The organism is Methylomonas sp. BG-2 (assembly GCF_057766305.1).
Map to the genome: position 1 here is coordinate 1 of NZ_JBYMAP010000057.1, position 21,027 is coordinate 21,027.

Genomic DNA, 21,027 nt, shown 5'->3' on the forward strand with positions numbered 1-21,027 from the left:
AAATTGGCGCGCCTGTATCTGGATCAGGGCATATACGAAGCCGCTGAATTGATGCTGGATCACTTATTGACGAATAAGCCCGGCTTGGATGCGGCGCTGGCCATGCGCTTGCAATTAGCCAAAATCAGCGCCGCCTCGACGGTCGCTTCAGTGGATGCCGGTTGAGAAAAGCACCGTGCCGGCGCCACCGCCCGCTTACCATCGTTACGAACAGTGCTCGCCTCAGCGGGCGCGGCATGGTTCGGTTCGGCGGTGGCGATTCCTTGACGGCCGGCGCCTGGTCGAGTAACGCGCGCTAGTAGCCGTCCTGCGTCGGGTTAACGATGGATGTTTCGGCGCTTAGCTCCTCCAGAAAGCGGTCGAAAACCAAGCTCATCGTCGGCAAAATGCTGAGCAAGCGATGGTCGGCGTCGTACAAGTGCAAACGGGCGCCGTGCTCCCGACAAAATCGCCAGGCATGTTCGGGTGGGACCACGTCGTCCCGCCAGCCGTGAAACACTTCAAGTTTGGCGGGCCCCGGGGCGAAACGGTCGCGGGCGTAACCCGGCAGATAAAAAGCCGGCGCGATCAAGAACAAACCTTGGGGATTCAGCGTTTCGGCGGCGACCGTGGCGACATAGGCGCCCATACTTGAACCGACCAAAACCAGCTTATCGTGCGCCGGCAAATTTTCGGCCAATAATCGGGAAACCCGCCAGTCCGGATCGTTGTTGGGCCGATAATCGATGCTTTCGAAACGAAAACCGCGCCGGGAAGCGACTTCGGCCAGCGCCAAGGCCTTTTCGCCCCAGGGAATACTGTCCATGCCGTGGTTGTAGATGACTAAGTGTTTCATAGCGACCGGTGACGTTATTTCCGCAAAATCAGATGGCTGAGCAAGCTCAGCAGCAGGCTGACGACCAGCATCGACGAGATCGGAATAAAGACTCGACTGTTTTCGGTTTGGATCGAAATATCGCCGGGTAGTTTACCGAACCAATTTAACAGCCACGGCGCATGGCTTAGCGCCAAGCCGAGCAAAAACAGAACGGCGCCGGCAATCGTCAAAATTTTGCCTACCATTGGATTATCCTCCACCTTTTCAGGCGGACTGCGTTTCAGGCCCCAATCGGCCGGGAGTTTCAATGCGTACCATGCAGGTCGTGCAAGCGGATATTACCACGTTGGCCGTGGATGCCGTCGTCAATGCCGCGAACGCTTCGTTGCTGGGTGGCGGCGGGGTTGACGGCGCGATACACCGGGCCGCCGGTCCGGCGTTGTTGGCCGCCTGTCGTGGTTTGGACGGCTGTCGGGTCGGGCAGGCGAAACTTACCGAAGGGTTCGGCTTACCGGCCAAATTCGTGATTCATACGGTCGGTCCGGTGTGGCGAGGCGGTTCGCACCGAGAAGCCGAGCTGCTGGCGGCGTGCTACCACAATTCGTTGACGCTGGCCCGCGAGCAGGCTTTGTCGTCGATCGCCTTTCCCTGCATCAGTACCGGCGCTTACGGTTTTCCGTTACTAGCCGCCGCCGAAGTGGCGGTAGCGGCGGTTTGCGAGTCTCTTACGCTAACGCGTTATGATATCGACGTGGTTTTTTGCTGTTTCGGCGCGGCCGAACTGGCGATATATCGGCATTTGCTAGAACAAGTTTGATCTTATTCGGCTACCGCCACGACTTGCGCGAATCCGCCGCCGGGCGTCCGGAAATTGGTGGTTTGACCTTGATAGAGCCGGGCGCAGACCAATTGAGTTTCGCCCCGATAAACGTAGTGGCGCAAGTCCAGTTTCAAATCGCCGCTGTCCAGCCGGCGTTCACTGGGCAAGACCAGTGATTGGGCAACATAATCGTGTTGCAGAATTTCCTCGAACACCCGCTTGGTCAGCTTATCCCCGCGGTATGCGGCTTTGCTGCCGTAACCGCGAGCGGGTTTGAAGAACAGCCGTTTGCGATCCGCCCACAACGCAGCGGCGTTTTCCGGCGCAACGCCGATGGTTTTGGCGACGCCGTCGCGCAGGACAGCCCTGGTTTGGCTGTCCACACCCAGGGTTCGTAAATAATCGTCGTCGCTTAGCAAGATCAAATTACGCTTGTCGGCGTACAGGGCGTGGTTTCTCGGGTGCGGCGTGACCACGGCGGCGCCGGCCAAGTAGGCCGCGCGCAAAGCCGCATGTTTCGCTTCGTCCAAGCCAAAATCGGTCAAGCGGTTGTAGACCAAATCAATCCGGTTTTGCCGGTGCCAGAGCCCGCCGTCCCGATATTCCAACGCGCTGGGGTCTAGAATCCAGGCTTGCAAGCCGTGCTCTTCGAACAGTTGCTTGAACAGCAAAAACTCCGGATAGAGATATTGTTGTTCGGGTTGCTCGTCAACGATGGCGACGGCCCGTAGCGGTTGCATGCCGCGTTCCGCGCGCCACTCGCCGACAAACATCTCGACGAAGGCCGTTTCCAGCGCGGGCGGGGTTTTGGGAGGGCTGCCCGGCCGTTGATAACCCGCGACTTCGCAGCAGGCATCCTGAGCCCGGATCAGCAGCGCATTGATCAACGCGCCGCCGGCGTTGCTATTGATTTCGATCAAACGCGGGCCGTCGGCGCCGAGATGGAAATCGTAACCCAGGAATACGCCGGCGGCTTGGCTTGGATGAGCGGCGCTTAGCGGAGCGCGGCTCAACACCTGTTCCCGAAACGCCGGCAGTGCGATTACCCGTTCCAGCGCGGCAATGATTGCGGTTTGGCGGTTCAGATCCGACTGACTGACGAATACCGGCGCGTCGGCGCACAAATGCGGCCGTTCGTCGGTCAGCATGCGGTAGAGCGCGTCGCCGTCCGCCGCGTTGGTCAGCAGCTTGCGCAAGGCCTTACGGTTTAACGACGTGCAACGGCAGGAGTCGTTCAATTGTTCGGCACGAAAGGGCGTGGCGGCGATAGGCGAAAGCGGCATGGGCATCGGTATTCCCTGGTGGACGGCGGTTTCGGATTCTGGCAGTTCGGCGGTTTCCGCCGGCATTTCGCTAGGACTATTTATTGACGGATTATTTCCGCGAACGCTGGGTGCTGTCCGCGAAATTGCAGCGGTTCAGCCAAACCGGCCTCCGGCTAAGGCTATTTGACCGGTCGCCAAAAGTCGCGGAAGATTAGAGAATAGCGATATGCCGGTCAAGCGGCATTTGCGTTTTCAAGCCTGCCGTCTGTTACGACGTTAGGGTCGTTTCGATCAATTTGCCCTGGAGGCGCGGGATGAAACAGAAAAATCCACTGGAAGCGGGCGCGGAAAAGCCGCGAAAGAAAATCCGTAAACCCAAGGCGGCGCGGATGGCGCCACCCACCAATGGTGAAATATTGGTTAAAGGCGTGGTGATGGGGATTGTGATTTCCGGGATCAGTCATGCCAGCCGGAGTATCGCCAAGGCATTCGTCAGGCGTCCGCTGGGCTTGTTCGCGGTGGGTATTGCCAGCGGCTATTTTGCGCACAAATACCGCAAGGAATTACTGACCGTCGGCGGTCGCACCGCCGTGGAGAGCAGAAATTTCATACTGCGACAAAAAGAAAATTTGGGCGATCTGATCGCTGAAATTCGAGATCCGGATCGCGAAGGCGACCGTTAACGTGGTGCTTGCGTCGGTTTTTACTGGCGCTTGACGGTTTTCGCGGTAGATTGGCGCTGAGATCAACTGGACAAAGAACGTCGCTACGTCATGGTCATACATCGCCTTTACCGTTCTCAGCGTCTGAAGATGACTACCGAGCAGGCTTGGCGTTTTTTCTCGTCGCCCTACCATCTCAATGAGATTACCCCGGATTTTTTTCAGGTTGAGATTGCTTCGCCGGTGCCCGAGGAAATCTATTCGGGCTTACTGATTGCGTATCGAATGCGGGCGGTTTTCGGATGGCCGATGGCTTGGCTCTCCGAAGTTTGCCATTGCGAACCGCCCCGGCGTTTCGTCTATCAGCAGCGCGTCGGCCCCTTCGCGTTCTTTAGCCACGAAGTTGCCGTGACACCTTGCCCGGGCGGCGTGGAGGTGGCGGACATCGTGTTTTATACGATGCGCTGGGCTTGGGTGGGGGACTGCTTGCATTACTGTCTGATCGGGCCGCGGCTACAGCGGATTTTTCAACGGCGGGCCGAGGTGTTGCAATCGCGCTGGCCGTTGCCGGCCGCTGTTTGTTCGGAAGATTGACTTTTCCCGGCGACAGGCATTAAATCGAACCCTCTCGAATTCATCACGGAGGCGAGTGACATGGTCGAATCAAACAGTTATCCGTTACAGGCCGGTAATCGAGTCTCCGGCATTGTTGAGCATCTGGACCGCGACGTCGAGCACGGCGAGGATCTGGTGATGTTGGGATACGGTCTCGTGCTGCTGGCGCCGATATTCGCGCCGTTACTGCCGCCGAAAGTTCTGTTGCCGCTGATGGCCCTGGTTTTCGCGCTGTCGGCGACGCTGGCGCGATGGCATTTTTACAAAATGGCTCGAAAACTGGCAGTGTCCGCCGCCGGTTTGGAGCAGCGCGAACTCAGTCAATTGCAGCCGATTGCCGAGGTGTTTGCCGAGCACCCCAGGCAAACCCTGGCGGTGGCGTTCAATCCGTTGAAAAATCTGTCGAGGACCGCTAAAAGCGTGCTCGGCGGCATGCTGATCAACCCGTTTTGGGGGCCGATTTTCTATATGCTGGGCTTACAGTTTGTCGAGGACCGGCACTTCTTTCTGCTCAATCGGGCGGTTCTCGGTATCGAGCAGCAACTGGGGCGGATACCGATTCGCGACTGAATGCCTTACGGCCGTCGCTGTGAGGCTATTGTCCTAACGTGCAGTTATGCACAAAAGCTGTGGATAAGTTTGTGATTAAGCGGTTGCCAATCGCCGCCATTCGCCGTTGCCATTAGGCTGTCATCAAATTGACCAAATTTTGCGCAACCATTTTTTGACTATGCTTAGTAGGGTTAATCACGGCGTCGAAAACTTTACCGATCGAAGAGCCTCACCCAGCCGCTAAAGTTTGCGACGCCCGACCCAGTCCGCCGGCGAATCGGAGATGGACGCCAGCGAATCCAGAGGCTGCCGCCGGGCGGCGCCATTCACCTTAGCATCAAGGTTGTGTCATGGAAAATCCTCGAACGCTTACGATAGACGGAAACCAGGCCGCGGCGGCCATCGCCCACAAACTCAACGAAGTCATCGCCATTTATCCGATTACGCCGTCGTCGGCGATGGGCGAATGGGCCGACGAGTGGTCGGCGCGCGGTCAGGTCAATCTTTGGGGCACGGTGCCGCGCGTTATCGAGATGCAAAGCGAAGCCGGCGCCGCCGGCGCGATCCACGGCGCGTTGCAGGCCGGCACGCTGGCGACGACGTTTACCGCGTCGCAAGGCTTGTTGCTGATGTTGCCGAACATGTACAAAATCGCCGGCGAACTCAGCCCTGCGGTGTTTCACATCGCGGCCCGCTCGCTGGCTTGCCAGGGCTTGTCGATTTTCGGCGACCACAGCGATGTCATGTCGGCGCGGATGACCGGTTTCGCGATGCTGTGCGCAAACTCGCCCCAGGAAGTGCAGGACTTGGCGCTGATTGCTCACGCGGTCTCGTTGGAAAGCCGAATTCCGTTCATGCATTTCTTCGACGGCTTCCGCACGTCGCACGAGGTGGCGAAGATCGTCGAAGTCGGCGACGACGTAATTCGGGCGATGATAGACGACGCCTGGGTCGCCGCCCACCGCGACCGGGCGCTGACGCCCGATCGGCCGGTACTGCGCGGCACCGCGCAAAATCCCGACGTGTATTTTCAAGGCCGCGAATCGGTCAATCCGTTTTACGCGGCGCTACCGGAGATCGCCCAGCGGGCGATGGACCGCTTCGCCGGCTTGACCGGCCGTCAATACCGCTTGTTCGATTATGTCGGCTCGCCGCAAGCCGAACGGGTGATCGTGCTGCTGGGTTCCGGGGCCGAGGCGGCCGAGGAAACCCTGGATTTTCTGAACAGGCAAGGCGAACAGGTCGGCTTGCTGAAAGTGCGGCTGTACCGGCCGTTCGCCGCCGCTAGGCTGATCGAAGCCTTGCCGGCCAGTTGCCGCAAGATCGCGGTGCTGGATCGCACCAAGGAGCCGGGCAGCGACGGCGAGCCTTTGTACAAGGACGTGCTGGCGGCATTGGTTCAGGATTTTGCCGACGGCGGCAAATTCGCCGCTTTGCCGCGGGTGGTCGGCGGCCGCTACGGCTTGTCTTCCAAGGAATTCACGCCGGGCATGGTCAAGGCGGTCTACGACGAACTCAAGCGCGACCGGCCCAAGCATCAATTCACGATCGGCATCCATGACGACGTCGGCCATACCAGTCTGGCATGGGATGCCGACTTCCGTACCGACGCCCACGCCGATACCTTTCAGGCGATGTTTTACGGCCTGGGCAGCGACGGCACCGTTAGCGCCAACAAAAACACGATTAAGATCATCGGCGAGGAAACCGACTGGCACGCCCAAGGCTATTTCGTTTACGACTCGAAAAAATCCGGCGCGATCACCGTGTCGCATCTGCGCTTCGGCCCCAAGCCGATTCGATCGACCTATCTGATCGGCTCGAAGGACGCCCGTTTTATCGGCTGCCATCAAACCATCTTCCTGGAGCGCTACGACATGCTGGCCAACGCCGCCGACAATGCCGTGTTCCTGTTGAATAGCGCCGAGCCGGCCGATCGCGTCTGGCACAGCCTGCCGGCGACGATGCAACGGCAGATGCTGGAAAAACGCATCCGGTTTTACGTGATCGACGCCTACGCGGTCGCCGAGCAATGCGGCATGGGCAAGCGCATCAACACCATCATGCAAACCTGCTTTTTCGCGATTTCCGGAGTCTTGCCACAGCAGCAAGCGATAGCGGCGGTCAAGCATGCGGTCGAAAAAACCTACGGCAAGAAAGGCCAGCGCATCGTCGAACTCAACTTCAAGGCCATTGACGAAACCCTGTCCGGCCTGCATCAAGTCATGCTGCCGGGCCGGGCCGACAGTCGCTTCGACTTGCAGGCGCCGGTCGCCGCCAACGCGCCGGATTTCGTACGCCGGGTCACCGGCGAAATCATTGCCGGCCGTGGCGACGCGTTGCCGGTCAGCGCGATGCCGGCCGACGGCACCTTCCCGACCGGTACCGCCGCCTACGAAAAGCGCAATCTGGCGCTGGCGATACCGGTCTGGGAAACCGACTTGTGTACCCAATGCGGCAAATGTCCGATGGTGTGCCCGCACGCGGCGATCCGCAGCAAAATCTTTCCAACCGACGCGGTGGCCGACGCGCCGGCCACGTTCAAGCATGCGGCGATGCTGGGCAAGGACTTTCCGGCCGGCTTGTCGATTAGCTATCAAGTCGCGCCGGAGGATTGCACCGGTTGCGGCTTGTGCGTGGATATTTGCCCGATTCGCGACAAATCCAACGCCAGCCGCAAGGCGCTGAACATGGCGCCGCAGCCGCCGTTACGCGAGCCGGAGCGCCAAAATTGGGATTATTTTTTGAATTTGCCGGAATACGACCGCCGCCTGATCAAGACCAGCACGATTAAGGGGGCGATGGTGCTGCAACCCTTGTTCGAATTTTCCGGCGCCTGCGTCGGTTGCGGCGAAACGCCCTACGTCAAATTGGCCTCGCAACTGTTCGGCGACCGGATGATCGTCGCCAACGCCACCGGTTGTTCGTCGATTTACGGCGGCAATCTGCCGACCACGCCTTGGAGCAAAAACGCCGACGGCCGCGGGCCGGCCTGGAGCAACTCGCTGTTCGAGGACAATGCCGAATTCGGTTTGGGCATGCGGGTGGCGATCGACAAGCAGGCCGAACAGGCTGCGGAGTTGTTGCTGAGTCTGCGCGAGGTGTTGGGCGGCGAATTGGTCGACGGCCTGCTGCACGCCGACCAGTCCGACGAAGCCGGGATTTACGAGCAACGCCAGCGCATCGTCGAATTGAAGCAACATTTACCGTCTCTGAATCAACAGGCCGCGCAAGCCTTGCTGCCGCTGGCCGACTATTTGTGCAAAAAAAGCGTGTGGATCATCGGCGGCGACGGCTGGGCCTACGACATCGGATACGGCGGCCTCGACCACGTGCTGGCCAGCGGCCGCAACGTCAATATTTTGGTACTGGATACCGAAGTCTATTCCAACACCGGCGGCCAGACCTCCAAGGCCACGCCGCTCGGCGCGGTCGCCAAGTTTTCGGCAGGCGGCAAGGCTACCGCGAAGAAAGACCTGGCGCTGCTGGCGATGGACTACGGCAACGTCTACGTCGCCCACGTCGCTTACGCCGGCAAGGATACCCAGACCATCAGTGCGTTTCTGGAAGCCGAGGCCCACGATGGGCCTTCGATCATCATCGCCTACGCGCCTTGTATCGCCCACGGCGTGGATATGTCCAACAATCACCGCCAGCAAAATCTGGCGGTCAAGAGCGGGCATTGGCCGCTGTTCCGCTTCGACCCGGCCAAGATCAGGCAAGGCAAGAATCCGATGCATCTGGACTCGGCCGAGCCGTCGATTCCGTATCGCGACTTCGTGATGAGCGAAACCCGCTTCAGCATGCTTTGGCAAACCCATCCCGACGATGCGGAAGCCTTCTTGCAGCAGGCGCAACAGGACGTGAAAAACCGCTACCGCTATTACCAACAATTGGCGGCGTTGGATTGGAGTCAGGCTGCCAGCGTGGCCGCCGCAAAGGCCCAGATCAAAGCCGACATTGCCCCGGAGAGCCAACATGGTTGATTTGACGACTGAATATCTGGGCCTGAAGTTGGCTCACCCGCTGGTGCCGTCGGCATCGCCGCTGGCCAAGGATCTGGATGGCGCCCGTCGCTTGCAGGATGCCGGCGCGTCGGCGATCGTGATGCCGTCGTTGTTCGAGGAAAAAATCGAGGCCGAGCAACAGCAAATGGATCGGTTTTTTTACGGCCAAGCGCTGGGTTACGGCGAAGCCGACAGTTTTCATCCGGTGCCGGACCAAATCAAAAGCTACCAGGACCGCTATCTGGAGCATTTGCGAAAATTGAAAAGCGAATTGAACATCCCGATCATCGCCAGCCTGAACGGCACCTCGCTGGGCGGTTGGCTGGAATACGGCGCGGCCTTGCAACAGGCCGGCGCCGACGCGCTGGAGCTGAATATCTACCATCTGGCGGCCAACGCCGAGGACGACAGCGAAGCGGTCGAGGAGCGTTATCTACATATATTGCGGGAGCTGAAAAGTCGGATCGATATTCCGTTGACGCTGAAATTGTCGCCGCAATTCAGCTCGCCGCTGCATTTCGTCAGGCGGCTGGCGGCGGCCGGCGCCGACGGCGTGGCCTTGTTCAACCGCTTTTATCAATCCGACATCGACTTGGACACGTTGCAGGTGGTACCGAAACTGGAATTGTCCACGCCGGGCGAAGCCTTGCTGAGGATACGCTGGACCGCGTTGATGTACGGCCGGGTGAATCTGTCGCTGGCGGTGACCGGCGGCTTTCATCGCGGCGAGGATGTCGTCAAGGCCTTGCTGGCCGGCGCCGACGTCGTGCATTTGTGCAGTGTGTTGTTGGAGCACGGCGCCGATCGGCTGACCGATTTGCTCGACGAGTTGCTGATCTGGCTGCGCGAGCACGAATACACCTCGATCACGCAAATGAAAGGCAGCGTCAGCCAGCAGCACGCCATCGACCCCAGCGCCTACGAACGCGCCAATTACGTGCAGGTGCTGGATAGCTACACGCCGGCCGCCGGCGTGCTGCGCTAAATTTCGTGCGCGACCTGGACGAGTTGTTCGCGGCCTTGTCCAGGGCCAAGTTTCGCGCCGGGTTTCAGCTGCAAGGCAAGGACTTGCGGTATCTGCGGGATAAGGGCCTGGACACGGTGCTCCAGCACGCCGACGATTTTGTCGCCAAGCGTCTGGCCGCCGCCGAGCCGATCAACGACGGCAAGCAAACGCCTTACCGGGGTCACCCGGTGTTCGTCGCTCAGCACGCCACCGCCTGTTGTTGCCGGACATGCTTGGAAAAATGGCATCGGATTCCGCGCGGCCGGGCATTGACCGAGGCCGAACGCGCCTATATTCGCCGCGTGTTGGGCCGTTGGTTGTCCGCCAGTCTATCCGGTCCGGCTCAGAGCGGCGAATCGGCCACCATCCGCTGAAACCGCGCGTTATCGACTAAACTGACGGGGCAGGGCCGATCATCGGCCTACTTAGAACGGCGGAGGGCGCTAGCCCGGAGACGCGATGCTCGAACACTTCTTCCTGGAACCCGACGACTTCCCCCACGGCCTGATGCACGGGCAATTCGACCTCGCCACGGTCGCGGGTTCGGTATTGCTTGCGGTATTTGCGTCGTTTTGCGCGCTGGAAACCATGGCGCGCCAGTCTCGCGGCCGGCGACGACTTTGGTTGTTGGCTGGGGCGTTGATGCTGGGCGGCGGCGTTTGGGCCATGCACTTCATCGGTATGTTGGCGTTTCGTCTGGAGGTGCCGGTCGGCTACGATCCCTGGTTGACCGCTATTTCGCTAGTGCCGGGTATCGTCGCGGCGGCGGCGGCGCTGCGGACCTTGGCGGACAATGGCGATTCGGCGGCCAGTAAAATCCTGGGCGGCACGATCCTGGCCGTCGGAATCGGCTTGATGCACTTCACCGGCATGGCGGCCGTGCGGCTGGAGGGGGTCTTGCGCTACGAGCGCGGCCTGTTCCTGGCGTCGTTGCTGGTGGCCGAGGTGCTGGCCGTCGCGGCGATGCTGCTAAAGCCTTGGCTGAGGCGGCAATGCCGGGTAAGAGCGGGCGCGAATTGGCTGCCGTCTCTGCTCGGTGGGATCTGCCTCGGCGGCGCGATTTCCGGCATGCATTACGTGGCGATGGCCGCCGCCAATTTCGTGCGACTACCGGCGGTAAATTTATCGGAATCCGCCGTCGCGGCGGATTCGGTTGGATTGGCGATCGGTGTTGCGGTCGTCGCCACGCTGTTGATTGTCGGCGGTGCGACCGTTACTTTTCTAGTCGGGCGAATTGCCTCGGAACGCTGTCGAATTCAGGCGGTTTTGGCATCGACCAGCCAAGGCCTGATGATGTTGGATTTGGCCGGAATCGTTACCGGCACCAATCCGGCCATGTTGACCATGCTTGGTCGTGACGACGCCGAGGTTGTGGGGCGTTCGTTTCGGGATTGGGTGGCTTACGGCGACGCCGACGCGTTGCGCGGCGGTTATCGGGGCGAGGTGGGGCTGCGGCGCGCCGACGGTTCGATATTGCCGTGCTTGGTACACGGCAACGATGTCATTGACGAGCGGGGAGGCTTGTGGTACCGGTTTGCGTTGTTCAGCGATGTTTCCGAGCGGAAGCGGCACGAAGCCGACATTCGCGACAATCAGCAGCGCTTGCTGGACATTCTGAACTTTAGCCCGATCGCGGTGCGGATTGCGACTCAACAGGGCCGGCAAGTGGTGTTTTACAACCAGCGTTACGGCGAGGTCATCGACAATGTCGATGCATCAGGCGACGACCCCGGTCGCTACTATGCCCGCCCCGAGGAGTACCGGGAAATCCTGGCGGAATTGGCTCGGGGCCGTTGCGTGATGGACAGGCCGGTGGAAATCCGTACCCGCAATGGCCGCGCCTTGTGGATGTTGGCGTCTTATATGCCGATGGTGTATCGGGACGAACAGGCGGTGTTGGGTTGGTTCTACGACATTACCGAACGCATCGAGGCGCAACGCCAATTGACCCGGCAATTGCAAGTGCAGCGCGAAATCGAGGAATCGCTGCGGGTTGCCAACGCCGAGCAGCGGGCGATTTTCGATTCGGCATCGTCGGGAATTTCACTGCTGCGCGATCGGGTCATTTTGCACTGCAATCGGCAACTGGAAATCATCTTCGGCTATGCGCCCGGCGAATTGGACGGCTGCTCGACCCGCGTATGGTATGCCGACGACGAGGCTTACCGGATCGGCGGCGAGCCGGCCGACCAAGACATGTTGCACGGTGGCAGCCACCGGCGCGAGCAACAATTGCGCCGCCGCGACGGTAGTTTGTTTTGGGCTCGGGTGACGGCGCGAGCCTTGGACGGCATTGATCCCGCCAACGGCGTCGTCGCGTTGGTCGATGACATCGGCATCGAGCGCGAAGCGGCGGAAGCCTTGCGAAAGGCCAAGGAGCTGGCCGAAGACGCGGCCAAGATGAAGGCCGACTTCCTGGCCAATATGAGCCACGAGATCCGCACGCCGATGAACGCGATCATCGGCTTGAGCCATCTGGCGCTGAAAACCGACCTCAGCAACCAGCAACGCGACTATTTGCAGCGTATTCAGGCGTCCAGCCACCATTTGCTCGGCATCATCAACGACATTCTGGATTTCTCCAAGATCGAGGCCGGCAAATTGACCGTTGAAAACATCGAGTTCGATCTGGAGCGGATGCTGGACACCGTAACCGGTTTGGTGCGCGGCCGGGCCGACGAAAAGGGGTTGGAGCTGATCCGCGATGTGGCGGCCGATGTACCGATGGCGTTGATCGGCGACCCGTTGCGCCTGGGGCAGGTCTTGATCAACTTCGGTTCCAACGCGGTGAAATTTACCGAACGCGGCGAAGTCGCCATCGTGATTCGCAAGGATCGGGACAGCGGGCGGGAGGTCAAGCTGCGCTTCGCGGTACGCGATACCGGTATAGGCCTGTCCGGGGAACAAATTCAGGCCTTGTTTCAGCCGTTCCGTCAAGGCGACAGTTCGACAACGCGCAAATACGGCGGGACCGGCCTGGGTTTGGTGATCTGTAAAAAATTGATTGAATTGATGGGCGGTGAAGTCGGCGTGAATTCCCAGCCGGGCCGGGGCGCGGAATTCTGGTTCACGGTGTGGCTGGGCAAGGGCAAGGGGCGCTCCAAGCCGCTGGCCCGGCCGGATTTACGCGGGAAACGCTTATTGGTCGTCGATGACAATGAAAACGCTCGCTCGGTGCTGGTGTCGTTGTTGACCGGCATGTTGTTTTCCGCGGACCAGGCCGACTCCGCGGAAACCGCTATCGCCGCGATCCGCGAGGCGGTCAGGGCCGACCACCCGTATGAATTGATTTTCGTGGATTGGCAAATGCCGAAGACCGACGGTATCGCCTTAGCCGGCGCCATACTCGGCATGGGCTTGAGTCCGCGGCCCAAGTTGATCCTGGTGACCGCTTACGATCGCCAGGAAGTGCTGGCGGGGGCGAGCGTGGCCGGTATCGACGAAGTCCTGATCAAGCCGGTCAACGCTTCATCGTTGTTCGACAGCGTGATTCGGGCGCTGGCCGGCCGGCCGCCGCCGCCGTTGATACCCGAGCCGGTACCGCCGTTGGGCGCGGATTGCGCGGGGCGGTTGTTATTGGTCGAAGACAATGACATGAACCAACAGATCGCCCGGGAGTTGTTGCAAAGCTGGGGCTACCGGGTGGACGTGGCCGGCGACGGCGTGGAAGCCTTGGCCAAGTTGCGCGGCAACGGTTACGACGCGGTGTTGATGGATATGCAAATGCCGGTGATGAACGGCGTCGAGGCCACTCGCGAGATTCGTAAAATCCCGGAATTGGTGGACTTGCCGGTGTTGGCGATGACCGCCAACGCGCTAGCGAAAGATCGCGACGAATGTTTGGCGGCCGGGATGAATGACCATATCGCCAAACCGATTGAGCCGGACGATTTATTGGCCTTATTAAAGCGGTGGCTGGTTAGGCCTCGGAAAACACCGCCGGCACCGGCGGCCCGCTCGCCGGTGCCGGTTAACCTTCCCGGCTTGGATAGCGCGGCCGGCTTGCGGCGCATGTTGGGCGAAACCGATTTTTACCTGGCCATGCTGAAGAAATTCGTCGAAGGCCAGACCGACGCCGCCGAAGCGATCGGCGCGGCCTTGGACGGCGGCGATCGGGAGACCGCGCGGCGTCGGGCGCATACGTTAAAGGGATTGGCCGGCAACATCGGCGCATCGGCGGTGGCGGAACTGGCGGAGCAATTGGAATCGCGTTTGCGCGGCGGCGAGGCGCTGGATGAATTCGGTCCACTGTTGGCTGCTATCGCCGAGCAGCTGCAAGCGCTGGCAGCCGGTTTGCAACCCTGGTTGCCGCTGGAGGCAGCGGTGCAGGCAGCATCGCCGCCGCCAGCGGGCGAATTACAGGCGGCGCTGAACCGGCTGAAGGCGCTGCTCGGCGACGACGATGCCGAGTCCGGCGATTATCTGGCGGCAAATGCCGAGGTGTTTGCCGGCGCGTTTCCGCGACACTACGCCGAACTGCGCAAAGCCGTCGACAACTTCGAGTTTGCCAAAGCCTTGGCGCTATTGAACGAAACCAACGCGGAAACGGAGTAGCGCCATGCGATCCAATGAACGATTGATACGCCCCACCATACTGGTGGTGGACGATACGCCGGACAATCTGGTGTTGATCAGTGGCTTGTTAAAGCCGTATTACCGGGTCAAGGTAGCGGGCAGCGGCACGCACGGCTTAAGGATCGCCGCCGGTGACGGGCCGCCCGATCTGATCTTGCTGGACGTGATGATGCCGGATATGGACGGATACGAAGTCTGCCGCCAGTTGAAGGCCGACATTCGCACCGCCCAAATTCCGGTGATCTTTCTGACCGCCAAGACCGAGCAAGAAGCCGAGCGTTACGGCCTGGAACTGGGCGCGGTCGATTACATCGCCAAGCCGGTCAGTCCGCCGATCGTATTGGCCAGGGTCAAAAACCACCTGGCGCTGAAGGCGGCGGCCGATTTTCTGCGCGACCAAAACGCGTTTCTGGAAACCGAGGTACGGCGCCGCATCGCCGAAGTCCTGGCAATCCAGGATGCCACGATACACGTGGTGACCGCATTGGCGGAAACCCGCGATCCGGAAACCGGCAATCATATTCGGCGTACCCAGTTTTACGTGAAGGCGCTGGCCGGGGCACTGCTGAGCCATCCGCGTTTTGCCGGGCGCATCAACGAAACCGACGTGGAGACTTTCTGCAAATCGGCGCCGTTGCACGACATCGGCAAGGTCGGCATCCCGGACCGCATTCTGCTGAAGCGGGGTAGCTTGACTCCGGACGAGTTCGAGATCATGAAAAACCATCCGGCGCTGGGCCGCGAGGCCATCGAGCGCGCCGAACGGCAACTGGGCATGCGGGTCGGTTTTTTGGATGCCGCCAAACAGATCGCCTACGGTCACCACGAAAAATGGGACGGTTCCGGCTATCCCCTCGGTTTGTCCGGCGACGCCATTCCGATACCGGCCCGGTTGATGGCGATTGCCGATGTCTACGACGCATTGATCAGTCGGCGGGTCTACAAACCGTCTATGCCGCACGTAGCGGCGTTGGCGACGATGCGCGACCACCACGTGGGGCATTTCGATCCGGACATGTTGGCGGAGTTTTTTCGGATAGAGACGCGCATTCGCGAGATCGCCGAGCACTACGCGGACCCCGGTTGACGGGCAATGCCGTTAAGTTAAGTTGTCTTTGGTGGGCTTGTCGACCATGAACGGCTTAACCATCCGCCCTTCGACAGCCTCGGGCGAACGGTCAGTCCTTAACTTAACGACACCGGGTTGAGGCCTAGCCACAAATCCCCTTTTAAAATCAATGTAAAAATTCTTACAAATGGATTCCGGGGTTTGTGTCGTTGCAAACATTGCGCCGGTAGTTTCCAATGGCAAGTCGGGATGGTTAAAAAAAAGTTGTTTAAAAATATAAGCTTATAGATATTTTAGAACTGGCATAACCTGTGCTATCTCACTTCGTAACCCATCCAAGCGAGGTACTCATCATGGAATTGCCAGTATTAAACGAAACTCCCGCAGCCAGCGCAGGCGGCTGTTCTTCCCACTCTTGCGGTACGTCCGACGACCAATTAGGGCATTTGTCGGACGAGATTCGCTCCAAGGTGGAAAACCATCCGTGTTACTCGGAAGACGCTCACCACTACTTTGCCCGTATGCACGTGGCGGTAGCGCCGGCCTGTAACATCCAGTGCCATTATTGCAACCGCAAATACGATTGCTCCAACGAATCGCGTCCGGGGGTGGTTTCAGAGCTGTTGACGCCGGAACAAGCGGTAAAGAAAACCATGGCGGTCGCGGCCAACATCCCGCAAATGACCGTATTGGGCATCGCCGGCCCCGGCGACCCGTTGGCCAATCCGGAGCGGACCTTCGAGACCTTCCGTCGCCTCAGCGCCGAAGCCCCCGACATCAAGCTGTGCGTTTCCACCAACGGCCTGGCCTTGCCGGAATCGGTCGAGGAGTTGTCCAAACACAACATCGACCATGTCACGATCACGATCAACTGCGTGGATCCGGAAATCGGCGCCCAAATTTATCCGTGGATATTCTGGGAAAACAAACGGATCAAAGGCGTCAAGGGCGCGAAGATTCTGATCGAGCAGCAGCAAAAAGGCCTGGAAATGCTGACCGCCAGAGGCATTTTGGTCAAGGTCAACTCGGTGATGATCCCCGGCGTCAACGACAAGCATTTGGCTGAAGTCAGCAAGATCGTCAAAGCCAAGGGCGCCTTCCTGCACAACGTGATGCCGTTGATCGCCGAAGCCGAACACGGCACCTTCTACGGCGTGATGGGCCAACGCGGTCCGACCCAGGACGAGCTGATGGATCTGCAAGATTCTTGCTCCGGCGATATGAACATGATGCGCCACTGCCGGCAATGCCGCGCCGACGCGGTTGGTCTGTTGGGCGAAGACCGCGGCGACGAGTTCACGATGGACAAAATCGAGGCGATGGAAATCGATTACCAGTCCGCGATGGAAAAACGCAAGGTCATTCACGAAGCGATTGCCGAGGAAATGCACAGCAAGCGCGCCGCGAAGGCTGAAAAAGCCGCTAGCCACGCCACCGAGCCCAAGCTGAACACCCGTCCGGTGTTGATGGCCATCGCCACCAGCGGCCAAGGCGTGATCAACCAGCACTTCGGTCATGCCAAGGAATTCCTGATCTACGAAGCCTCTCCGGATGGCGTGCGTTTCATGAGCCACCGCAAAACCGATCTGTATTGCAGCGGCGACGATACTTGCGGCGATGGCGAGAGCGTGTTGCAACGCACGATCCGGGCGCTGGAAGGCTGCGAAGTGGTGCTGTGCTCCAAGATCGGCTACGAGCCTTGGGACATGCTGGAGCAAGCCGGCATTCAACCCAACGGCGAGCATGCGATGGAACCGATCGAGGATGCGGTGATGGCGGTTTACAAAGAGCTAGCCGCCGCCGGCAAGTTGGACGAGGTTAAAGACGACCAACGCGCCACCGCTTAACTTCGGAGCGGGTTTACGCCGGGTACGCAGCAAGGTTGCGTACCCGGATAAACCGACCTATTCAGCACAAATTCGCCAAGAGGTGACGTCATGGCATTACAAATCATCGAATCCTGTGTCAATTGCTACGCCTGCGAGCCGCTGTGTCCAAGCAAAGCAATCTACATGTCGGAAAAAGCCGGACATTTCAAAATCAACCCGAGAAAATGCACGGAGTGCGAGGGTGACTACAAAGACACCCAGTGCGCCAGCATTTGCCCGATCGAAGGCGCGATCCTCGACGCCCAAGGCATTGCAATCAACCCGCCCGGTTCATTGACCGGTATCCCGCCGGAACGCATGGCGGAAGCGATGGCGGAATTGCAAGCCCATTGACGGCGATGGCCATCGTCCATTTTTACGAGAAACCGGGTTGTTTGAATAACACCCGGCAGAAGCAGCTACTCAACGCCGCCGGCCACGTGTTGGTCGTGCATGATTTATTGCAGCATCCGTGGACCCGGCAACCGGAGTTGCTCAGGGCATTTTTCGGCAATTTGCCGGTCGCCGATTGGTTTAACCGCGGCGCGCCGGCCGTCAAGCAGGGCTTGATCGATCCGGATAGTTTGGACGAACGGCAGGCGATTGCGTTGATGGTGGCGCAACCCTTGCTGATTCGGCGTCCGTTGATGGAAGTGGACGGCATTCGAGTTTGCGGCTTCGACGAAGCTCAGGTCGATCGCTGGTTGGGTTTGAAAATACCGTCCGGCAAGGACTTGGAGACTTGTCCAAGGCAGGCCCACGCCGAGGCGTGCAAGCCATGAACACCCTGAAGTTGGAAAACGATGACGGCGTACCGGTCGCGGTGCCGTTGTCGGAGAGGGTGCATTGGATAGGCGCATTCGATCCCGATCTGCGTACCTTCGACATCATTCTGAAGACGGCCAACGGTACCAGCTACAACGCCTACATCATTCGCGGCAGCGAGGGTGTCGCGGTCATCGATACCGTGAAGGAAGGCTTTGCCGGCGATTTTTTCGCCCGCTTGGAAAGCGTGGCCGATTACTCGGAAATCAAGGTCATCGTTCTGAATCATCTGGAACCCGATCACACCGGGGCGCTGCCGGAATTGATGCGGCGAGCGCCGCAAGCCCAGTTGTTCATCTCGCAAAAAGCCCAATCGATGTTGAAGGGCTTGCTGAAACAGAACGAATTGAGCTTTACGCCGGTGTTGACCGGCGATTCGGTCTCGCTCGGCGACCGGAGTCTGGAGTTCTTGCACACGCCCTATTTGCACTGGCCGGATACCCAGTGCACTTACGCTCCCGAGGAAGCGATCTTGTTTTCCGGCGACGTGTTCGGTTGCCATTTTTGCGACAAGCGTTTGTATAACGATCGCGTCGGCGATTTCCGGTTTTCGTTCGAGTATTACTACGCCCACATCATGCGGCCGTTCAAGGAATACGTGGTGCGGGCGCTGGAGCTGATCGAGCCATTGCCGCTGACCCTGATCGCTCCCACGCACGGCCCGATTCTGCGCGACCGGCCTCAGCATTACATCCAGCGCTACCGGCAGTTGTCCAGCCCCGCCCTGCATAACGAGCTCAGTCCCAATCAGAAAACCCTGCTGATTTTCTACATCAGTTCCTACGGGAATACCCGGCGCATGGCCGAGGCGATTTACCAGGGGGCGATGCAGGTCGAGGATGTGCGAGTGTCTCTCTACGATTTGGAAGGCGGCGAAGTCGCGCCTTTCGTCGATCTGATCGAGGAAGCCGACGGCTTGGTGCTGGGAACGCCCACCATCAACGGCGACGCGGTCAAGCCGATTTGGGATTTATTGTCCTCGCTGACCGTGGTCAACCTGAAAAACAAATTGGGCGGGGTGTTCGGCTCCTACGGCTGGACGGGTGAAGGCGTGCGTCTGGTTGAAGACCGTTTGCGCGGCCTGAAATTACGAGTGCCGATTCCCGGCTTGCGGGTGAAGTTGATCCCGACCGATGACGAAATCCTGGAATGCAAAGCCTTCGGCTTGGAGCTGGCTCAGGAATTGACCGGCGCTAGAGCCAACCGCACCGTTAATTTCGCGGATTTGGCCTGAAATAACAGCAATGTGAGTGCGGGGGCCGCGTGCGTCCCGCTACTGACTGCACCGCTTGGTTGGCGAGACCGGCGGTTTACCGAGTATTCGGCCGGAGTCCCTGGGTTTCGGCCGGGCCGATGCAAGGACGCATCGGTGGATCCGCCGCCGAAAGGCGGCGGAAATCGGGGGGCCTTATCGGGCCTCCACAACGAAGATTCGTCAGATTGGACGGTTTTCGGGATTATTTTCAATACCTTAAGGAGTTTTAGCAATGGCCAAAGCGACCATTACGTTCGAAGATATCAATGTCACTGTCACGGTTCCGGCCGGCACTCGGGTTATCGAAGTGTCCGAAAAAGTCGGGTCCGGGATTACCTACGGCTGCCGAGAAGGTGATTGCGGCACCTGTATCATGAAGGTGACTTCGGGTTGGAATCATTTGACCGAGCCATCGGTGCTGGAAGATAAGGTGCTGCGGGAAAACATGGCCGGCAAACACAATCGTCTGGCTTGCCAGGCGCAAGTGTTGGGCGGTCAAATTTCCGTCAAACCGGTGTAACCCACTTCACAGGAGGCAGACATGGCTTTAGTGACCTTTACCAGTCCCGAATACCGGGACAAAACCGTATACGCGGTAGCCGGCAGTCACACCCAGACGGTGCTGAAACTGGCTTTGGAAAACAAGATTCCGATTAACTTCGAATGCGAAGACGGAGAATGCGGCACTTGTTTAGTGCGGGTAACCAGTATCGACAAAAAAAATCAACGCATGGGCGGTCCATTGACCGAGAAAGAAAAAACCGTGTTGAAAGAAGTCGGTAAGGTAACCGCCGAGGAGTTGGAAAAAATGATCGTCGACGATTTGCCATGCGAGTGGCGTCTGGCTTGCCAGATGATAGTCAGAGACGAAGATATCCGGGTCGAATACTAACCCGGTAAACCCAGGCCGGAGGAAAGTCGATGAATTGCGTACCAGTCCTAGCGTCGCCGGCGAAAGCCGATTTGGCGGCAAAAAATCAGTCCAGGCAGGCGATCTACGACGATCTTTTGGCCCGTGCCGGCCAGATGCCCAACCGCGTCTGGCTGGCGCAAATTATTGCCAGTTGGGCGGTGGGAGACGGCGTACTCCCGGACCGAATGGGCTTGAGTCCCGCTGGTTTCAGCCGGTTGCTGGCAAGTCAGTTCTCCGGATATTCGTTGGCGGAAACGGCGGTTTCAGGGAGTGTGTTGGATTACGGCAGGATGCTGGAAAAGCAGGATTTGGAAGTGTTGTTGCGACAGTTTGCCAGCGATAGCGACGCGGACGACCTGGAAATTCTGATCTCGTTGATCGTTTCGGCTTGCTTGGGTAGCGATCATCTCTGGCAGGATCTCGGCTTATGGTCGCGCAAGGACTTGTCCGACATGCTGAGGCGGAATTTTCCGGAACTGGTATCGCGCAACAGCAAGGACATGAAGTGGAAGAAGTTTTTGTATAAACAGCTTTGCGAGGCTGAAGGCTTGTATGTCTGCCGGGCGCCGTCCTGCGAGGTTTGCCACGACTACCCTCAGTGTTTTGGTCCGGAAGATTAAGCGGCCTCCACGAGAGATACTGCCGATTAAGGTTTCATTAAAACTTCCGTTTTACGGAAGTTGTCACATTTTTAACTTATACTGGAGCTTTTTGATTGGATACCGGAATTTTTCCGGAGGAATGAATAAATGCATTGGTCTCGTTGGGCGCTATTGGC

19 protein-coding genes are annotated in these 21,027 nt (G+C 59.1%); 16 read left to right on the plus strand and 3 right to left on the minus strand.

All coding sequences use genetic code 11. From position 1 onward, the window contains the following. Positions 1–295: 295 nt before the first annotated feature. Together AC3B8H_RS07530 and AC3B8H_RS07535 are read right to left on the minus strand one after the other, a co-directional pair. Positions 296–835 (minus strand): alpha/beta hydrolase, encoded by a 540-nt coding sequence (locus AC3B8H_RS07530; RefSeq protein WP_488440987.1) that lies wholly within the window; start codon positions 833–835, stop codon positions 296–298. A gap of 14 nt (positions 836–849) precedes the next feature. Further along, positions 850–1,062 carry a DUF2905 domain-containing protein gene (locus AC3B8H_RS07535; protein WP_488440988.1) on the minus strand — a complete coding sequence of 71 codons (213 nt, stop codon included), beginning with the start codon at positions 1,060–1,062 and terminating at the stop codon, positions 850–852. Positions 1,063–1,124: 62 nt separating this feature from the next. Between AC3B8H_RS07535 and AC3B8H_RS07540 the strand changes: the two genes are divergently transcribed. Next, positions 1,125–1,634 (plus strand): O-acetyl-ADP-ribose deacetylase, encoded by a 510-nt coding sequence (locus AC3B8H_RS07540; protein WP_488440989.1) that lies wholly within the window; start codon positions 1,125–1,127, stop codon positions 1,632–1,634. A gap of 2 nt (positions 1,635–1,636) precedes the next feature. Here the strand turns inward: AC3B8H_RS07540 and AC3B8H_RS07545 are convergent, their stop codons facing one another. Further along, positions 1,637–2,926: a hypothetical protein gene (locus AC3B8H_RS07545; protein WP_488440990.1), complete on the minus strand. Its 1,290-nt coding sequence runs from the start codon at positions 2,924–2,926 to the stop codon at positions 1,637–1,639. A 290-nt stretch (positions 2,927–3,216) separates the two neighbouring features. On the opposite strand from AC3B8H_RS07545, the gene AC3B8H_RS07550 reads away from it, so the two are divergent. The 15 genes from AC3B8H_RS07550 to AC3B8H_RS07620 all read left to right on the plus strand — a co-directional run bounded on the left by AC3B8H_RS07550 (position 3,217) and on the right by AC3B8H_RS07620 (position 20,869). Then, entirely contained in the window at positions 3,217–3,585 is a 369-nt protein-coding gene (locus AC3B8H_RS07550; protein WP_488440991.1) for a hypothetical protein, read from the plus strand. A 129-nt stretch (positions 3,586–3,714) separates the two neighbouring features. Next, a complete protein-coding gene (locus AC3B8H_RS07555) occupies positions 3,715–4,158 on the plus strand; it encodes an SRPBCC family protein (protein ID WP_488440992.1) in 444 nt (147 codons plus the stop codon). A gap of 60 nt (positions 4,159–4,218) precedes the next feature. Beyond that, positions 4,219–4,749, plus strand: a complete 531-nt coding sequence (locus AC3B8H_RS07560; protein ID WP_488440993.1) for a hypothetical protein — start codon at positions 4,219–4,221, stop codon at positions 4,747–4,749. 332 nt (positions 4,750–5,081) lie between these two features. Next, a complete protein-coding gene (gene nifJ, locus AC3B8H_RS07565) occupies positions 5,082–8,717 on the plus strand; it encodes a pyruvate:ferredoxin (flavodoxin) oxidoreductase (RefSeq protein ID WP_488440994.1) in 3,636 nt (1,211 codons plus the stop codon). After that, a complete protein-coding gene (locus AC3B8H_RS07570; RefSeq protein WP_488440995.1) occupies positions 8,710–9,723 on the plus strand; it encodes a dihydroorotate dehydrogenase-like protein in 1,014 nt (337 codons plus the stop codon). Before nifJ ends, AC3B8H_RS07570 begins: the two co-directional genes overlap by 8 nt. 5 nt (positions 9,724–9,728) lie before the next feature. Next, positions 9,729–10,118: a DUF4186 domain-containing protein gene (locus AC3B8H_RS07575; protein WP_488440996.1), complete on the plus strand. Its 390-nt coding sequence runs from the start codon at positions 9,729–9,731 to the stop codon at positions 10,116–10,118. A gap of 85 nt (positions 10,119–10,203) precedes the next feature. Then, positions 10,204–14,298: a response regulator gene (locus AC3B8H_RS07580; protein ID WP_488440997.1), complete on the plus strand. Its 4,095-nt coding sequence runs from the start codon at positions 10,204–10,206 to the stop codon at positions 14,296–14,298. 4 nt (positions 14,299–14,302) lie between these two features. Then, positions 14,303–15,406, plus strand: coding sequence for a response regulator (locus AC3B8H_RS07585; protein ID WP_488440998.1), 1,104 nt, complete (start codon positions 14,303–14,305; stop codon positions 15,404–15,406). Positions 15,407–15,741: 335 nt separating this feature from the next. Beyond that, positions 15,742–17,235: a nitrogenase cofactor biosynthesis protein NifB gene (nifB, locus tag AC3B8H_RS07590; protein ID WP_488440999.1), complete on the plus strand. Its 1,494-nt coding sequence runs from the start codon at positions 15,742–15,744 to the stop codon at positions 17,233–17,235. Positions 17,236–17,325: 90 nt separating this feature from the next. Continuing rightward, entirely contained in the window at positions 17,326–17,610 is a 285-nt protein-coding gene (locus AC3B8H_RS07595) for a 4Fe-4S dicluster domain-containing protein (protein ID WP_488441000.1), read from the plus strand. Between the two features lie 5 nt (positions 17,611–17,615). Continuing rightward, complete coding sequence (locus tag AC3B8H_RS07600) at positions 17,616–18,038, plus strand: ArsC/Spx/MgsR family protein (RefSeq protein ID WP_488441001.1); 423 nt, start codon at positions 17,616–17,618, stop codon at positions 18,036–18,038. Continuing rightward, positions 18,035–19,315 carry an FprA family A-type flavoprotein gene (locus AC3B8H_RS07605; RefSeq protein WP_488441002.1) on the plus strand — a complete coding sequence of 427 codons (1,281 nt, stop codon included), beginning with the start codon at positions 18,035–18,037 and terminating at the stop codon, positions 19,313–19,315. Before AC3B8H_RS07600 ends, AC3B8H_RS07605 begins: the two co-directional genes overlap by 4 nt. A 253-nt stretch (positions 19,316–19,568) precedes the next feature. After that, the gene (locus AC3B8H_RS07610) at positions 19,569–19,856 is read left to right on the plus strand and encodes a 2Fe-2S iron-sulfur cluster-binding protein (RefSeq protein WP_064030670.1); all 288 of its coding nucleotides are present in this window, start codon (positions 19,569–19,571) and stop codon (positions 19,854–19,856) included. Between the two features lie 21 nt (positions 19,857–19,877). After that, positions 19,878–20,228 (plus strand): 2Fe-2S iron-sulfur cluster-binding protein, encoded by a 351-nt coding sequence (locus AC3B8H_RS07615; RefSeq protein WP_064030669.1) that lies wholly within the window; start codon positions 19,878–19,880, stop codon positions 20,226–20,228. 29 nt (positions 20,229–20,257) lie between these two features. After that, positions 20,258–20,869, plus strand: coding sequence for a nitrogen fixation protein NifQ (locus tag AC3B8H_RS07620; RefSeq protein WP_488441003.1), 612 nt, complete (start codon positions 20,258–20,260; stop codon positions 20,867–20,869). Positions 20,870–21,027 lie beyond the last annotated feature (158 nt).

What these genes read in the sequence shown, in the direction of transcription:
- AC3B8H_RS07530 (WP_488440987.1), bottom strand. Translation starts at nt 835, where the DNA reads ATGAAACACTTAGTCATCTACAACCACGGCATGGACAGTATTCCCTGG.
- AC3B8H_RS07610 (WP_064030670.1), top strand. Translation starts at nt 19,569, where the DNA reads ATGGCCAAAGCGACCATTACGTTCGAAGATATCAATGTCACTGTCACG.
- nifB (WP_488440999.1), top strand. Translation starts at nt 15,742, where the DNA reads ATGGAATTGCCAGTATTAAACGAAACTCCCGCAGCCAGCGCAGGCGGC.
- AC3B8H_RS07620 (WP_488441003.1), top strand. Translation starts at nt 20,258, where the DNA reads ATGAATTGCGTACCAGTCCTAGCGTCGCCGGCGAAAGCCGATTTGGCG.
- AC3B8H_RS07555 (WP_488440992.1), top strand. Translation starts at nt 3,715, where the DNA reads ATGACTACCGAGCAGGCTTGGCGTTTTTTCTCGTCGCCCTACCATCTC.
- AC3B8H_RS07560 (WP_488440993.1), top strand. Translation starts at nt 4,219, where the DNA reads ATGGTCGAATCAAACAGTTATCCGTTACAGGCCGGTAATCGAGTCTCC.
- AC3B8H_RS07580 (WP_488440997.1), top strand. Translation starts at nt 10,204, where the DNA reads ATGCTCGAACACTTCTTCCTGGAACCCGACGACTTCCCCCACGGCCTG.
- AC3B8H_RS07595 (WP_488441000.1), top strand. Translation starts at nt 17,326, where the DNA reads ATGGCATTACAAATCATCGAATCCTGTGTCAATTGCTACGCCTGCGAG.
- AC3B8H_RS07535 (WP_488440988.1), bottom strand. Translation starts at nt 1,062, where the DNA reads ATGGTAGGCAAAATTTTGACGATTGCCGGCGCCGTTCTGTTTTTGCTC.
- AC3B8H_RS07540 (WP_488440989.1), top strand. Translation starts at nt 1,125, where the DNA reads ATGCGTACCATGCAGGTCGTGCAAGCGGATATTACCACGTTGGCCGTG.
- AC3B8H_RS07550 (WP_488440991.1), top strand. Translation starts at nt 3,217, where the DNA reads ATGAAACAGAAAAATCCACTGGAAGCGGGCGCGGAAAAGCCGCGAAAG.
- AC3B8H_RS07615 (WP_064030669.1), top strand. Translation starts at nt 19,878, where the DNA reads ATGGCTTTAGTGACCTTTACCAGTCCCGAATACCGGGACAAAACCGTA.
- AC3B8H_RS07585 (WP_488440998.1), top strand. Translation starts at nt 14,303, where the DNA reads ATGCGATCCAATGAACGATTGATACGCCCCACCATACTGGTGGTGGAC.
- nifJ (WP_488440994.1), top strand. Translation starts at nt 5,082, where the DNA reads ATGGAAAATCCTCGAACGCTTACGATAGACGGAAACCAGGCCGCGGCG.
- AC3B8H_RS07600 (WP_488441001.1), top strand. Translation starts at nt 17,616, where the DNA reads ATGGCCATCGTCCATTTTTACGAGAAACCGGGTTGTTTGAATAACACC.
- AC3B8H_RS07545 (WP_488440990.1), bottom strand. Translation starts at nt 2,926, where the DNA reads ATGCCCATGCCGCTTTCGCCTATCGCCGCCACGCCCTTTCGTGCCGAA.
- AC3B8H_RS07570 (WP_488440995.1), top strand. Translation starts at nt 8,710, where the DNA reads ATGGTTGATTTGACGACTGAATATCTGGGCCTGAAGTTGGCTCACCCG.
- AC3B8H_RS07605 (WP_488441002.1), top strand. Translation starts at nt 18,035, where the DNA reads ATGAACACCCTGAAGTTGGAAAACGATGACGGCGTACCGGTCGCGGTG.